Origin of the sequence: Rhizobium rhododendri, assembly GCF_007000325.2 — a bacterium.
Taxonomy (GTDB): Bacteria; Pseudomonadota; Alphaproteobacteria; order Rhizobiales; family Rhizobiaceae; genus Rhizobium; species Rhizobium rhododendri.
The window spans coordinates 606,336-619,589 of the sequence record NZ_CP117267.1 but is presented as its reverse complement, the minus strand read 5'-3'; the positions used below and the strand labels follow the sequence as shown (position 1 = coordinate 619,589).

General features: G+C 63.3%; 18 protein-coding genes. 12 read left to right on the top strand and 6 right to left on the bottom strand.

What is annotated here, in order from left to right; all coding sequences use genetic code 11:
• Positions 1-34 precede the first annotated feature (34 nt).
• From PR018_RS03060 to PR018_RS03050, 3 genes are all read left to right on the top strand, one after another.
• On the top strand, positions 35-475 hold the full coding sequence (locus PR018_RS03060; protein ID WP_142824334.1) for a MerR family transcriptional regulator: 441 nt from the start codon (positions 35-37) through the stop codon (positions 473-475).
• A gap of 453 nt (positions 476-928) precedes the next feature.
• A complete protein-coding gene (locus PR018_RS03055; protein WP_142824333.1) occupies positions 929-1,417 on the top strand; it encodes a GNAT family N-acetyltransferase in 489 nt (162 codons plus the stop codon).
• A 138-nt stretch (positions 1,418-1,555) separates the two neighbouring features.
• Complete coding sequence (locus tag PR018_RS03050) at positions 1,556-2,101, top strand: putative glycolipid-binding domain-containing protein (protein ID WP_162854791.1); 546 nt, start codon at positions 1,556-1,558, stop codon at positions 2,099-2,101.
• Here the strand turns inward: PR018_RS03050 and PR018_RS03045 are convergent.
• Entirely contained in the window at positions 2,071-2,697 is a 627-nt protein-coding gene (locus PR018_RS03045) for a TetR/AcrR family transcriptional regulator (RefSeq protein ID WP_224128061.1), read from the bottom strand. The two genes, PR018_RS03050 and PR018_RS03045, sit on opposite strands and share 31 nt — an antisense overlap.
• A 118-nt stretch (positions 2,698-2,815) precedes the next feature.
• Between PR018_RS03045 and PR018_RS03040 the strand changes: the two genes are divergently transcribed.
• Together PR018_RS03040 and PR018_RS03035 are read left to right on the top strand one after the other, a co-directional pair.
• Positions 2,816-3,802: an alpha/beta hydrolase family protein gene (locus tag PR018_RS03040; RefSeq protein ID WP_142824331.1), complete on the top strand. Its 987-nt coding sequence runs from the start codon at positions 2,816-2,818 to the stop codon at positions 3,800-3,802.
• Between the two features lie 4 nt (positions 3,803-3,806).
• Positions 3,807-4,838, top strand: coding sequence for an aldo/keto reductase (locus PR018_RS03035; RefSeq protein WP_142824330.1), 1,032 nt, complete (start codon positions 3,807-3,809; stop codon positions 4,836-4,838).
• Between the two features lie 53 nt (positions 4,839-4,891).
• Here the strand turns inward: PR018_RS03035 and PR018_RS03030 are convergent, their stop codons facing one another.
• Both PR018_RS03030 and PR018_RS03025 read right to left on the bottom strand, forming a co-directional pair.
• Positions 4,892-6,007: a D-alanine--D-alanine ligase family protein gene (locus PR018_RS03030; protein WP_142824329.1), complete on the bottom strand. Its 1,116-nt coding sequence runs from the start codon at positions 6,005-6,007 to the stop codon at positions 4,892-4,894.
• 306 nt (positions 6,008-6,313) lie between these two features.
• Positions 6,314-6,916: a superoxide dismutase gene (locus tag PR018_RS03025; RefSeq protein ID WP_142824328.1), complete on the bottom strand. Its 603-nt coding sequence runs from the start codon at positions 6,914-6,916 to the stop codon at positions 6,314-6,316.
• Between the two features lie 547 nt (positions 6,917-7,463).
• On the opposite strand from PR018_RS03025, the gene PR018_RS03020 reads away from it, so the two are divergent.
• Positions 7,464-7,685 (top strand): hypothetical protein, encoded by a 222-nt coding sequence (locus PR018_RS03020; RefSeq protein ID WP_142824327.1) that lies wholly within the window; start codon positions 7,464-7,466, stop codon positions 7,683-7,685.
• Between the two features lie 128 nt (positions 7,686-7,813).
• A complete protein-coding gene (locus PR018_RS03015) occupies positions 7,814-8,002 on the top strand; it encodes a hypothetical protein (RefSeq protein ID WP_142824326.1) in 189 nt (62 codons plus the stop codon).
• A 39-nt stretch (positions 8,003-8,041) separates the two neighbouring features.
• On the opposite strand, the gene PR018_RS03010 is transcribed toward PR018_RS03015, so the two are convergent.
• Positions 8,042-8,341 carry a hypothetical protein gene (locus tag PR018_RS03010; RefSeq protein WP_142824325.1) on the bottom strand — a complete coding sequence of 100 codons (300 nt, stop codon included), beginning with the start codon at positions 8,339-8,341 and terminating at the stop codon, positions 8,042-8,044.
• 153 nt (positions 8,342-8,494) lie between these two features.
• Between PR018_RS03010 and PR018_RS03005 the strand changes: the two genes are divergently transcribed.
• Entirely contained in the window at positions 8,495-8,686 is a 192-nt protein-coding gene (locus PR018_RS03005; protein WP_111220248.1) for a hypothetical protein, read from the top strand.
• 55 nt (positions 8,687-8,741) lie between these two features.
• Entirely contained in the window at positions 8,742-9,482 is a 741-nt protein-coding gene (locus PR018_RS03000) for a histidine phosphatase family protein (protein WP_142824324.1), read from the top strand.
• An 18-nt stretch (positions 9,483-9,500) separates the two neighbouring features.
• Here PR018_RS03000 and PR018_RS02995 read toward each other — a convergent pair whose 3' ends face one another.
• A complete protein-coding gene (locus PR018_RS02995; protein ID WP_142824323.1) occupies positions 9,501-9,710 on the bottom strand; it encodes a hypothetical protein in 210 nt (69 codons plus the stop codon).
• A gap of 191 nt (positions 9,711-9,901) precedes the next feature.
• Here PR018_RS02995 and PR018_RS02990 point away from each other — a divergent pair, with 191 nt between their 5' ends.
• From PR018_RS02990 to PR018_RS02980, 3 genes are all read left to right on the top strand, one after another.
• The gene (locus PR018_RS02990; RefSeq protein ID WP_142824322.1) at positions 9,902-10,741 is read left to right on the top strand and encodes a helix-turn-helix transcriptional regulator; all 840 of its coding nucleotides are present in this window, start codon (positions 9,902-9,904) and stop codon (positions 10,739-10,741) included.
• A 91-nt stretch (positions 10,742-10,832) separates the two neighbouring features.
• Entirely contained in the window at positions 10,833-11,540 is a 708-nt protein-coding gene (locus PR018_RS02985; protein ID WP_142824321.1) for a YbhB/YbcL family Raf kinase inhibitor-like protein, read from the top strand.
• 11 nt (positions 11,541-11,551) lie between these two features.
• Positions 11,552-12,775 (top strand): MFS transporter, encoded by a 1,224-nt coding sequence (locus tag PR018_RS02980; protein ID WP_142824320.1) that lies wholly within the window; start codon positions 11,552-11,554, stop codon positions 12,773-12,775.
• A gap of 37 nt (positions 12,776-12,812) precedes the next feature.
• Here the strand turns inward: PR018_RS02980 and PR018_RS02975 are convergent, their stop codons facing one another.
• Entirely contained in the window at positions 12,813-13,064 is a 252-nt protein-coding gene (locus PR018_RS02975) for a DUF1488 family protein (RefSeq protein ID WP_111220761.1), read from the bottom strand.
• Positions 13,065-13,254 lie beyond the last annotated feature (190 nt).

Below are 13,254 nucleotides of genomic sequence, written 5' to 3'. Positions count from 1 at the left end.
TCTAGCGACTAGAGGAACAAGAGGAAATTTCGCCATGCTGTCGATCGGGACATTGTCGAAGCGCGCCGGCGTCAAGGTGCCGACCATCCGCTACTACGAGCAGGTCGGGCTGCTCGACGCGCCCGAGCGCAGCGACAGCAACCAGCGGCGCTACGGCGAGACCGATGTGGAGCGGCTGGCTTTTATCCGCCACGGCCGCGATCTCGGCCTGACAGTCGAGGCGATCCGCGGGCTGATCACCCTCAGCCAGCATCCGGAAAGGCCCTGCCGCGATGCCGACCAGATCGCCCGCGAGCACCTTGCCGACGTCCGCGAAAAGATCGCCCGCCTGAAGAAGCTGGAAAACGAACTGGAACGCATCGTCTCCCACTGCAACGGCCACAGCATAGAAGACTGCTACGTCATCCGAGCCCTCTCCGACCACGGTCTTTGCGAGACGGATCATGTTGGTGGAGGGCATGTGTTTAGTGAGTAGTGAGTAGTGAGTAGGCAGTAGGCAGTAGTCAGTAGGCAGTAGGCAGTAGGCAGTAGGCAGTAGGCAGTCGCTATTTCTAACAGAGTGTTGAATCAAGTCCCCATCAATATCTAACGGCAACTTGAATGCGCTATTGCCTATGACCGCTGATCTCACAATTTCTGCTACTTATATTCAAAGCGCCTACCTAATGATCAAATCCTACTGCCTACTGCCTAACGCCTACTGCCTCTACTCACCAATCACTGCTCACTAATCACCACCTCCCTTGACATCCCCCCCATTTCAGATCATCTCTTTTCCCATGATCACGCACGCGCTCATCACCCGCTCGTACTTTTGGCTGTACCTCTAGAAGGGCGGCCGGCAGATCATTTTTGTCAACAAGCCGCCGTCAGGCGGCTTTGTTGTATGCGACAGCGTCCTGACGGCACTCCACACAGGACGCAGACCATGCTCGAAGACAGTGAAATATCTCTGCTGAGACCTCCGGTGCTGACTATCCGTGCCGCCAGGCGCGAGGACTTGCCAGACCTCAACGCGATGATCACCCTGCTGGCAGCCCATCACGGCGATGCGGCCGCGACGACGCCGGAGCAGCTGGAACGCGATCTCTTCGGCCCCCTGCCGTGGATCACGGCGCTGGTTGCCGATTCAGCCGAAGGCCTCCTCGGCTATGCCATCCTCGTGCCGCTCTACAGGGCGCAGGAAGGCCAGCGCGGCATGGACCTGCATCATCTCTTCGTGCGCGACGGCCATCGCGGCCACGGCATCGGCCAGCATCTCGTCGACCGCGCCCGCGAGACCGCCCGCAAGGCCGGTTGCCGCTACCTCTCGGTCAGCGCCGCCACCGGCAACGTCGCTGCCCACCGCTTCTACGAACAGCTGGACTTCACTCCCCGCCCGGTCACCGGCATGCGCTACCTGCAGGCGCTCGGCTGAGGGATCAGCGATGGGCCTGGGGAATCCTCGCGATCTCGTCCGGGAGGCATCCCACCGGCGGTGCGACCGCCTGCAAGACGCAGGCTTGAAGCGGTGAACCCGTCGGCCATAGTGCGAATCTACATGGGAGATAGGGCGATGTTGCGGGTGGTGCGGTGGACGGACTGGGACGGCAAGGGGCTCGAGCATCTCTTCGTTGCCGATGACGAAACGCGGATTGCGGCCCGGAGCCTGGTGATCGGCGAGCGCGACGGTCACCGCTTCGGTCTTTCCTACCAACTGACCCTCGATCCCCGGTGGCGCGTACGCGAAGTCAGCATGCAGATAGTCGACGGTCCGGCGCTGCACCTGGTGTCGGACGGACACGGGCGCTGGAGCGGTGCCGATGGCATGGAGCTTGCCGGGCTTTCAGGCTGCATCGACGTCGACATCGCGGCCACGCCGTTTACCAACACCCTGCCCATCCGCAGGCTCGACCTCGCTGTCGGTGAGACCGGAACGATCAAAGTCGCCTATGTCTCCGTGCCCGACCTCGCTGTGAAAGCGGTCGAGCAGCGCTATACGAGGCTTGGCGAGAAGCGTTTCCGCTACGATGGCCTGTCCACCGGCTTCAGCGTCGAAATCGAGGTCGATGGCCACGGCATCGTCGGCGACTATCCGGGCGTGTTTCGGCGCGCGCCATAGCGCAGTCCGTCGGACAGCAGGGCCACCATCCGGCGTGCATGGTCCGGATCATTATCCTGTGAGGACATGCACAGACGCGCGACAGCGCCCAGCAATTCCTCTGCGTCGACATCCGTGCGCGCTTCACCGGCAGCTGCCGCGGCCTCCAGAAGGTTTCGCAACGCGGGCTGCAGTCTCTGCTGGAAATAGCCCGGGAGGGTCTCGAACGTCGGATCGCCGGAGTGCAGCGCCGAGGCGAGACCGCGCTTGGTGGCAATGAAGCCCGCATAGCGCTGCATCCAATGTGCCAGGGCCTCGCCAGGCGCGTGTTCTGCGGCAAGTGTTGCGGCAGCCTCGGCACAGGCATCCACCTCATGCCGGAAGACAGCCGCCACCAGATCGGCGCGCTGTGGAAAGTGTCGATACAACGTGCCGACGCCGACGCCCGCCCTGGTCGCGATTTCGCGGACCGGAGCATCGACGCCGGAACTGGAAAATACCGCCATTGCTGCCTTCAACAGGCCGTCGAGATTGCGCTGGGCATCGGCGCGCACACGGCGATCCGGACGTTCCGTTTCGTCCGCCCCCGCCGGTTTGTCATTCGTTTCATCGCGCACAGTCATACCCACTTGCAAAACGGAACGTTGTTCCGTATAAAACGGAACACTGATCCGTTTAATTAAGTTAGCACGGACCGGCAGAATTGGCCACCAAAGGATACTGAAGCACATGCCAATGAACGATCCAGCAGGGACGATCCCCATCAACGAGGCCAGCGCGGTTGTCTCCATCTGCCCGGTTGTCCTGCCCGCGCCGGGTCGGGCCGTTGATCTGCAGATGCGTATCTCTGCTCCCGTTACCGGAACCTCCCTTCCGATCATCCTTCTGTCGCACGGGCACGGAAGGTCGAACCATCTTTCCTCGATGAACGGCTATGGTCCGCTGGTCCATTTCTGGGCGGCGCACGGCTTCGTCGTCATCCAACCCACCCATCTCAGTTCGAAGACGCTGAGCCATATCGTCGGCAGCGATCCCGACGCCCCGCTGTTCTGGAGATCGCGCGTCGAGGACATGATATTTATCCTCGACCAGCTGGAGTTGATCGAAGCCTGCGTTCCGGAACTCCGCGGTCGCCTGGATCGCAGCCGGGTCGCCGTTGCCGGCCACTCGATGGGCGGGCATACGGCATCGATGCTGCTGGGCGCGCAGCTGACGGATGAGCATGACGGCACGGCGGTCAATCTTGCGGATCCGCGCATCAGCGCCGGCGTGCTGCTGGCGGCACCCGGCAATGGCGGGGCCGACCTCAGCGCTGCTGCGGCCGAGAGGTACTCCTTCTTCACGACATTCCGCTTCGACCATATGACAACACCGGCACTGGTCATCGCCGGTGACCGGGACGTTTCACCGCATCTCACGGTGCGGGGCGCCGACTGGCATGCCGATCCCTACACTCTCAGCCCCGGCCCCAAGAGCCTGCTGACGCTGTTTGGCGGCGAACATGGGCTCGGCGGCATTGCCGGCTACGATGCGGCCGAAACGACCGACGAAGATCCGGCCCGCGTCGCATTGGTGCAACGGATGAGCTGGGCGTATCTGCGCACCGCGCTTTACCCTGGGGACGATGCCTGGCCGACCGCCTGCGCTGCATTGGCCGATAGCGCGGAACCGCTGGGTCGGGTCGAGAGCAAGCAGTCCCGCTCCAAAACCACAAAAGGATAAGATCATGCAATATAGAAATCTCGGAAAAACCGGCATCAAGGTCAGCCCCTACTGCCTGGGCGCGATGATGTTCGGCGCCATGGGCAACCCGGACCATGAGGACGGCGTTCGCATGATCCACAAAGCGCTGGATGTCGGTATAAATTTCATCGACACCGCAGATTACTACAGCCATGGCGAATCCGAGGAGATTGTCGGCCAAGCCCTGAAGGGACGCCGCGACACTGTGGTGCTCGCTACCAAGGCGCACCTGCCAATGGGGGCGGACCCGAACAGCCAAGGCAACTCCAGGCGGTGGATCACCCGCGCCGTGGACGACTCATTGCGCCGACTGCAAACCGATTACATAGACCTGCTCTACATCCACCGGCCGTCACCCGATACCGACATCGAGGAAACGCTCGCGGTCCTTACCGACCTGATGCGAGCCGGCAAGCTGCGCGCCATCGGTTCATCGACCTTCCCCGTCTCCGAGATCGTCGAAGCGCAATGGGTTGCCGACCGACGCTGCTCTGCACGCTTCCGCGCCGAGCAGCCTCCCTACTCCATTCTCCACCGCAGCATAGAACGCGAAGTGCTGCCGACCTGTGAAAAATACGGGATGGGCGCTGTGGTCTGGAGCCCGCTGGCAATGGGCATGCTGGCCGGCCGTTACCGCAAGGGCCAGCCGCTGCCCGAGAGTTTACGCGTCACCCATTTCCCAAAGCAGATGTCCGACCAGCGCAAGCTCGATGTCATCGAGCAACTCATCACCGTTGCAGACGTCGCAGGCCTGTCGCTGATGCACATGGCAATGGCCTTCGCTATTGCCCATCCCGGCGTTACGTCCGCCATCCTCGGACCACGGACAATGGATCAACTGGACGGACTGCTTGCCGGCGCCGAGGTCAGGCTCAGTGACGAGGTCCTCGACAGGATCGACGAGATCGTCTCACCGGGAACCGAGGTCGGAACCCTCGATGCAGCATACAATCCGCCTGCGATCACAGACGCAAGACTGCGCCGCCGGGTAGCCGGCGAAAGGTCCGCCGCCTGACACTGCCGGACGTCGGCGACGGATTTCCAGTGCCGACGTCTATCTGTGCCGCCTCAGGCCGCAGCCACCTCGCTTTTGGCCGAGGCTGCTTTGTCAGACCGCCGCGCGCTATCGCGGCGCAGCGCGTGGGCGATCAGGCGATCGATGAGTTCGGTGTTGTCGATACCGCTGGCGGCGAAGGCTTTTGGATACATGCTGATGTTGGTGAAGCCGGGGATGGTGTTGACTTCGTTGATGGTGACCGTCCCATCGACCTTCAGGAAGACGTCGACACGGGCCATGCCCTCGCAGCCGAGCGCCAGAAAGGCGCGGCGGGCGATTTCGCGGATGCTTGCGGCCACCTGGTCCGGCAGATCGGCGGGTACTTTGACGACGGCGCCGTCGGCATCGATGTACTTGGCGTCGTAGCTGTAGAAGCCGTGCTTTTCGGCCGGCACGATCTCGCCGGGAAGCGAGACGACCAGCGAACCGTCGGCATCCTCCAGCACCGCGCATTCGATCTCGCGGCCGTCGACGAAGGTTTCCACCAGCACCTTGTCGTCATGACGGAAGGCGTCGCTGAGGACCCCGGTGAACTCGTCGGACGTCCGTGCCCTGCCGACGCCGACCGACGATCCCTGCCGGGCCGGTTTAACGAAGACGGGTAGCCCGAGCGTCGTCGAGATCGTCTCGAACGACGCCGGGTCGCCGCGCCGCAGCGTCACCGAGGGGGCAACCGCAAGCCCGGCATCCGCAAGCAGCCGCTTGGCGATGTCCTTGTCCAGCGCCGCGACCGAGCCGAGAATACCGCAGCCGACATAGGCGACATCGGCGACCTCGCAGTGCCCCTGCACCGAGCCGTCCTCGCCGAACAGGCCATGCAGCACCGGAAACACCACAGAGACCGGGGGCAACTCATAGGCCGCGCCCGCCGGCGGCATCGCCATCATCCGTCCGCGGCCGCCCGGCAGCAGGCAGACGCCGGTGCCGGTCGCCGGCACGGCCGAAGGCATCGTCGCGCCGTCCCAGTCGATCAACAGCCATTCGCCGCTGCGGGTGACGGCGATGGGGACGATCTCGTAGCGGGAGCGATCCATGGCGCCGACCACATTGGCGGCGGACATGAGCGAAACCTCGTGCTCGGAGGAACGTCCCCCAAAAAGGACTGCGATTCTCGGCTTGCTGGACATGCGGTGGCGATCCCCCGTGCGTGTATTGGCCGCGACGTTTCGCGCCCAGGCAGACGGTTGGCACAACCGGTCCGCCGGCCTGCAAGGTTAAATTGAACTGCGCCTGATTTATGGCGGTCCACGCGAGGGGGATTTTTGTGGATTGGCGGCTGAGTTGGATGGGGCAAGAGGCCATCTTGCGCGTGGGGCGGCGCGCCCCTCTGTCGACGATGCCGACATCTCTCCCGCAAGGGGAGATTGGCGGAGGCCGGCCAAAATAGAAAAAAGCCCGGCGCGGGGCCGGGCTTTCTGGGTGGTGCGCTAGACTTACTTGGTTGCCGTTTCGTACATTTCCAGCACGTGATCCCAGTTGATCAGGCTGTCGATGAATGCCTCGAGATATTTCGGGCGGGCGTTGCGGTAGTCGATGTAATAGGAGTGTTCCCAGACGTCGACGCCGAGGATCGGGCTTGCGCCGTGGACTAGCGGGTTTTCGCCGTTCGGTGTCTTGGAGATTTCGAGCTTGCCGTTCTTGACGGAGAGCCAGGCCCAGCCGGAGCCGAACTGCGTGGTGCCTGCGGCTGCGAAATCGGCCTTGAACTTGTCATAGCCGCCGAGATCGGAGGCGAAGGCTGTTTCCAGCTTGCCGGGCAGCTTGTTGCCGCCGCCGCCCTTCTTCATCCACTTCCAGAAATGGATGTGGTTGTAGTGCTGGGCAGCGTTGTTGAAGAGACCGGCATTGGTGCCGAACGACTTCTTGACGACCTCTTCGACCGACAGATCGCTCATGCCGGCTTCGGCGGCGAGCTTGTTGCCGTTGTCGACATAGGCCTTGTGATGCTTGTCGTGGTGAAACTCGAGGGTTTCCTTCGACATGAAGGGGGAAAGCGCATCGTAGTCATAGGGAAGTTCAGGCAATTCGAAAGCCATGGTCTTGTTCTCCTGTTGGCAGGTGAGGCGGAACATAGGAGCGGAACCCGCACGAGGCAACCGCGCAGGGGCCAAAAATCGGAGCGCCTACCGAAAAAATCCGCCGTATTTCAGGCGCATGACAAACAGGCTAGGTAGCGGAGGCCCGGAGGGCCTACCATGTCGCTCGCCGCTGGAGGGGTCCGCCGCCTGTATTGGCAGCACGGGCCGCATTCAGCCTGCAGTTGTCGCCGCATCGACGCGGTCGTCATGAAACGCTGGATTAGCCCTTCATGGGCACGTTCCGAGTGTCAAAGCCTTCGGCAGGACTGCAACCGCCAAGAGGTCTAGCCTGTCGCGCGCTTCATGCTATGCTCTTGTCGATCGCTGGGGACTGGAGAGCCAGGGACGGGCGGCAATCACACGTTGTCCCGAGTTGGCCTTGACCGGCGCCTTGCGATCGACGGATGCCGCGGATGGCATTCGCCTCAGTACTCGACTTTGAGATAAAGACCACGCTACGGCGCCCTGATGGCGACCGGCGACGTGGCGGAGAGCAAAAGCGCCCATGTCAGTTCATCGTTTCCCGATCGGCCAGTCCGTACGCCTCAAGAGCCGCCAAGGCCTGTCGCCGCGTGCAGCCGATACCTACCGCATCATCGCCCTGCTGCCGGTGCGGGATAATTCGCCGCAATACCGGATGCGCAACGACGAAGTCTCCCAGGAGCGTGTAAGCCAGGAGCGCGATATCGAAGCCTATGACATCGCTCCGGATATCGCCGCCGAGTAACGGCGGCCTTGACCGGCAGCATTTCCGGACGGATCGCCTGAAGGCATCCTGATCCAACTGCCGCCGGCCTCTACGACATGCGCCAGAAGCCCCTCGTCAAGCATCGCCAACGCCCACAGGAGAGTGCCATGTTGTTCTTTTTCAAGGGCCGTTCGGTCATTGTCGAGACACCGCTTCGAGCCCGCGCCTACCCCAACCTTGCGCTCGTCGGCATTTCCGACGCGAAGGCGGTAGCCATGGCTGGGCTCGAAGATGCCGACATAGCCATCGCGATCCCGTCCGACCACCCGACGATCGAGGTCGGGAGCCTGATTTGAGCAGCGCTGGCGCTGCCGGCATCTGTCATCGTCGCATCCTTAAATCGTCTGCAGAATTTCATCGTGAGTCGAGCCGGCAATGAAGCAGCTGCTGGCCTCGCCGAGCAATCGCAGAAACGCGGCATCGGTGTTGATCGCCTTGTGGTCACGCTCGAAGGCCTGAAGATCCTCGTGCTGCGCAGACCAGAATATCCGCGTCGGATTTCCGGCGAGCGGCCGGCTGATGGCGATCCGGATGCCGTGGTTTTCTTCAATCAGCCCTGCTGCCTTTTTGACGAAGGCGAATGCGTCGGGGACCTTGCCGGGCGCAATGGCCGCGCTGCGTAACCAGGTTATCATGTGGTGCTCCTTGCCGTTTGCGAGACTTGCTCGATGTCGCAGGAGTAGACGCTCCCACTGTCAGATTCTGTCAGTAGCCTCTTCACCACCATCGTGACGGTAGGCATCGGGCGCAGGAACTGCTATGTCGTCCTTTCAAGCGAGGATGGGACGATGGCAAGAAAAGCGTTGTTTGTTTTGGGTCTGTTGCTGTTCATCGCCGGAGTGATCTGGGCCGCACAGGGCAGCGGTTACTTCCCCTACCCCGCCAGCAGCTTCATGATCGACCAGCGCCCCTGGGTCTACCGCGGCGCGATCACGGCGATCTGCGGTGTCGTGGCAATGCTCTGGTCCCGGCGGCTCTGAGCCTTGCCCCGAAACACGCCGCCAGCGGTGGCATGCTGACAATGCGGAACGGCTGATGCGCATCTTTCTCGTTCGCCACGGCGAATCCCTCGGCAACCTCGATGGCCATGCCTACCGTGAATTCGGCGACCACAACGTGCCCTTGAGCCAATGGGGCTATCGTCAGGTGGCGCAGGCTGGCGGCGTGATTGCCAAATACCTGGACAGCCTTCCCGAGTTCGAGCGTCCGAAGCTGCGCGTCTGGTTCTCGCCGTTCCTCAGGACGCGCCAGAGCAAGGATGCGCTTTTGACGGTGTTGCCAGCAGCAACCGTCGGCAAGGTGCGGGAAGACTATCTGTTGCGCGAGCAGGATTTCGGAGTCTTCACCGAGATCTACGACCATGTCGAGCAAAGGCAGAAGTTTCCGGACGAGTTCGAGCGGTGGGCGCGGCTGCGCAGCAATGGCGCCAAGTTTTACGCCCGGCCACCGGATGGCGAAAGCCGCGCCGACGTGGCGCAGCGCATGCGGCTGTTCCTGCAGACCGTCATGCATGAGGCACTGCACGGCCACGATAGCGTATTGATCGTCGGCCACGGCGTTACCAACCGTGCCTTCGAGATGAATTTCCTGCAGCATCCCGTCACCTGGCTCGAAGAATCCGACAATCCCGGGAATGCCGACGTGACGCTGATCGAAGGCAACGGGACGCGCGGCTACACGTCGACACTGCTGCACAAGGCTGCCGACCGACAGCCCGGACAGGACGAATTGCGCGATGCAGTCCTGCCGTCTGGGCTCTCAGGCCCCGGAGCCTGACGGGTTCGGCACCGGCGGCTATTCCGCCTGGGTCTTGACCTTTTCAGCTTCCTCGACGTCGGTGCGACCGCCGGAAATGCTGCTTGTCGTCATGGAGACCGGGTCGGATGCCGGAAAGCTATCCTCGAGTCCGGTGTCGAGGTCGCCTTTTGCGGCGGTGTTGCGCTGGTCTGCCTGTTCCTGCTTCAGCGACTGGGCAGCGGGCGAGATCCTGGCTTCGTCTGTCATGGGGATATCCTCTTCTCTTATGATGGGCACAACCATAACATTTGCCAGCGGCGGTCGGTTCCATCTTTTGGCGACGCCAGCCTGTCGCTAGTTCCCGTCTACATGCGGAAAAGACGCCGTTTTACGCCGTATCCGGCCTTGGCATCCGGCGAAACGTCGGCGTAGATATCGGCTCCCGCCTGGAGCATGACATGTCTGAATCCCGTCTCATTCTCGAGCGCCTGCGCCGTCTGGTGGCTGAAGATCGCAGGCCGATGGCGCCGCTCGCCGACCGGAATGCCGCACCGTCGCTGTTCTCCTTCGTCACCCACAGGCGCGAGCGCATTGCCGGTGCCGCCTTTGCGCGCCTGTCGATCGTTGTCATCGTCGAGGGCAGCAAGGAAGTGCTCAGCATGGGCCGCCATCAGCGTCTCGATGCCGGCACGGTTCTGGTGCTGCCGTCCGGTTGGCGCGGCGAGGTCGTCAACGATCCGGATCCGGCAAGCGGCGCATACCGCGCCATCTTCATCGACTTCCCGGATGCGCTGGTGCGCCGGGCAGAGTCCGGCCTCTCTCCGCTGCGGCGGCCTGCGCTTGCCCACATCGGGCTCGATGCGGCGCTTGCCGAGGCGATCCGCCATGCCGGCGACGGGATCATGGACGGCAATCTGCCGACGATGATCGCCGAACACCGGGTGCTGGAAATCCTGATGGTTCTGGCAATGCGTGGCGCCCTGCCCGCGCGGGCGGAGACCACGACCGATGCCATCCGGGCGCTGGTGCGCTGGCAGCCCGACCGGGCCTGGACTGCCGACCTGATCGCCGCCGAGCTCGGCACCAGCAATGCGACGCTGCGCCGGCGGCTGGGGATGGAGGGCACCTCGCTCCGTGCCGTGATTGCCGGCGAGCGCATGGCACTGGCCGAAACGATGCTGGCGGAGGATGGGCTTAGCCTGCGGGAAGCGGCGCTGGCGACAGGCTACCGCTCGCCCAGGCGCTTTGCAGAACGCCGGCGGGCGCTCATCCAGCACGGCACGACCGAGCCGATTTAAGCGTTTCAGACTTCCAATCGAGCGTTTCCGTGCTCATGGTCCGGCCGGCGATCTGTTAGCCAGTGTCCAGCGATCCACCAAAGGGGCTTCCATGCGAACGAGTGACAGATTTCCGAGTGCCATTGTGCTTGCCGCCGTGGCTGGCCTCATTCTCCCCGCCTCGGCAGTGCCGGCCTTTGCCGCCGATCTTGCGGTCAGCTTCGGCAAGGCCGAGCCCGGACGTATGCTGCCGCCGGCAAATGCTGCCTGCGTCGTGCATCAGGGCAAGCTCAGGCCGGGACGAAACGAGAGCCCGTCGCTGTCCTGGTCGAAGGGCCCGACGGGCACGAAATCCTATGCCGTCACCATGGTCGATCCCGACGTGCCCGTCGATCGCAGCGGCTTCAACAGGGATGACACGGTGATTGCCGAGACCGCGCCGCGCGAGGAATTCGTCCATTGGGTGCTGGCCGACATTCCCTCCGACTTCAGCCACTTGCCCGAGGCAATCGACGGCAACGGCCTGACCAAGGCGGGACTGCCGCTGAAACGCACCGACCACGGCCGGCGAGGACAGAACGGCTTTGGCGAGGGGTCGCTGAAGAACGGCCCGCAGGGCGGCTATCACGGCGCCTGCCCACCCTGGAACGATCAGCGCATCCACCACTATCGCGTCACCGTCTACGCGCTGGATGTGGAGCACCTCGGCCTGCCGGACGCGTTCACCCGGGCGGACCTGCTGCTGGCCGCCGATGGCCATATCCTGTCGAGCGGCACCGCCGAACTGCGCTATACATTGAACGCCAGGGCCAGGGAATGACCGGGACGGGCATGAGCAAGACCGCGAGCGAGGATGTCACGGCGCACTGGATGCGCAACATGATCGTCTGCCTCGTCGGCTCCTTCACCACCATCGTCGCGATGACGCTGCTGCTGCCGTTTCTGCCGCTCTATGTCGAAGAACTCGGCGTCAGCGACAAGGCCGGAATCGTCCAGTGGTCGGGCATCGCCTATGGCGCCACCTTCTTTGCCGCAGCCTTCGTCGCGCCGATCTGGGGCAGGCTCGGCGATATCTACGGCCGCAAGCTGATGCTCGTGCGCGCCAGCCTCGGCATGACCCTCGCCATCGGCCTGATGGGCATGGTCGACAGCGTCTGGCAGCTGGTGGCGTTGCGGCTGTTCACCGGGCTTGCCGGCGGCTATGCCTCGGGGTCGATGGTGCTTGTGGCCACGCAGACGCCAAAGCATCGCGTCGCCTGGGCGCTCGGCATGGTATCTTCGGGCATCATGGCCGGCAATCTGGTGGGGCCGCTGATCGGCGGCGCGCTGCCGGCTATCATCGGCATCCGCAACACGTTCCTTGCAGCCGGCGGGGTGATCTTCCTGACCTTCCTCGCCACCATGTTGTTGATCAAGGAGGAGAAATCGGCCTCCCGCAGACAAGCCGCCAAGGCTAGCGGCGGCTGGCGCTCGATCGAGGACAAGCGGCCGGTCATCGCCATGCTGGCAACCGGCATGCTGTTGATGCTCGCCAACATGTCGATCGAGCCGATCATCACCGTCTATGTCGCAGACCTTATCGACGACCAGACGAAGCTGACGCTGATATCGGGCGTGGTGATGTCCGTGGCGGCGCTGGGAAGCGTGCTATCGGCCTCGTGGCTGGGCAAGCTCGCCGACCGCATCGGCCACTGGCCGGTGATATCAGGCGCGCTCGGCATCGCCGCGCTGCTGTTGATACCGCAGGCGTTCGTGACCAGCGCCTGGCAGCTGATTATACTGCGCTTCCTGATGGGCGTGGCGCTCGGCGGGCTGCTGCCCTGCATCGCCGCCGTCATCCGCCACAGCGTGCCCGATGCGGCCGCCGGCGGTATCCTCGGCCTGTCGACCTCGTCGCAGTTCGTCGGCCAGGTGGTCGGCCCGGTGCTCGGCGGCTTCGTCGGCGGCCACATCGGCATGCGCGCGGTATTTTTAGGCACCTGCGTGCTGCTGTCAGCCGGCGCGGTCTACAGCTGGATGGTTCGGCCGCGACATGAAAAGAGCGGTGCAGCCTGAGAGGGCGCCGTCTCGTTCAAAGTCGGATGGTGCTGTTTTACCTGAAATCCTTCGACGTCAGGATGTAGGAGCTGCGGCGGGTGGCGGCGTAGGCCTTTGTGGCGACGGCCTGGATGCCGCTGCGCTTGGCGTCGAAGGCGGCGAGATAGCCGGCCTCGGAATTGGCGCCGGCAAACACGTCGACATCGACGAACAGCTGGACTTGGAACATGCCGTCGTGACCGAGGAAGCGAACGCGGCGACCGGGTTCGTCATAGCTGCGGCTGGCATTGGGAAACGTAAGCGACATCGGACTACCTTCTGAAAACGGCCCGGTCGCCTTTAAAAATCGGGGGCTGAAGCGTCATCGCCTCTTGTCCCCTTGCGTCCGGAAAAGCTGCCTGCGGTAGCGTGGCATCGCAGGTCTCGCGCAGAGCATAGCATGCGAGGGCGTGAGGCGGCGGCTTTAATTTGCAGGAATGTCACCGCACCCAAAGCCG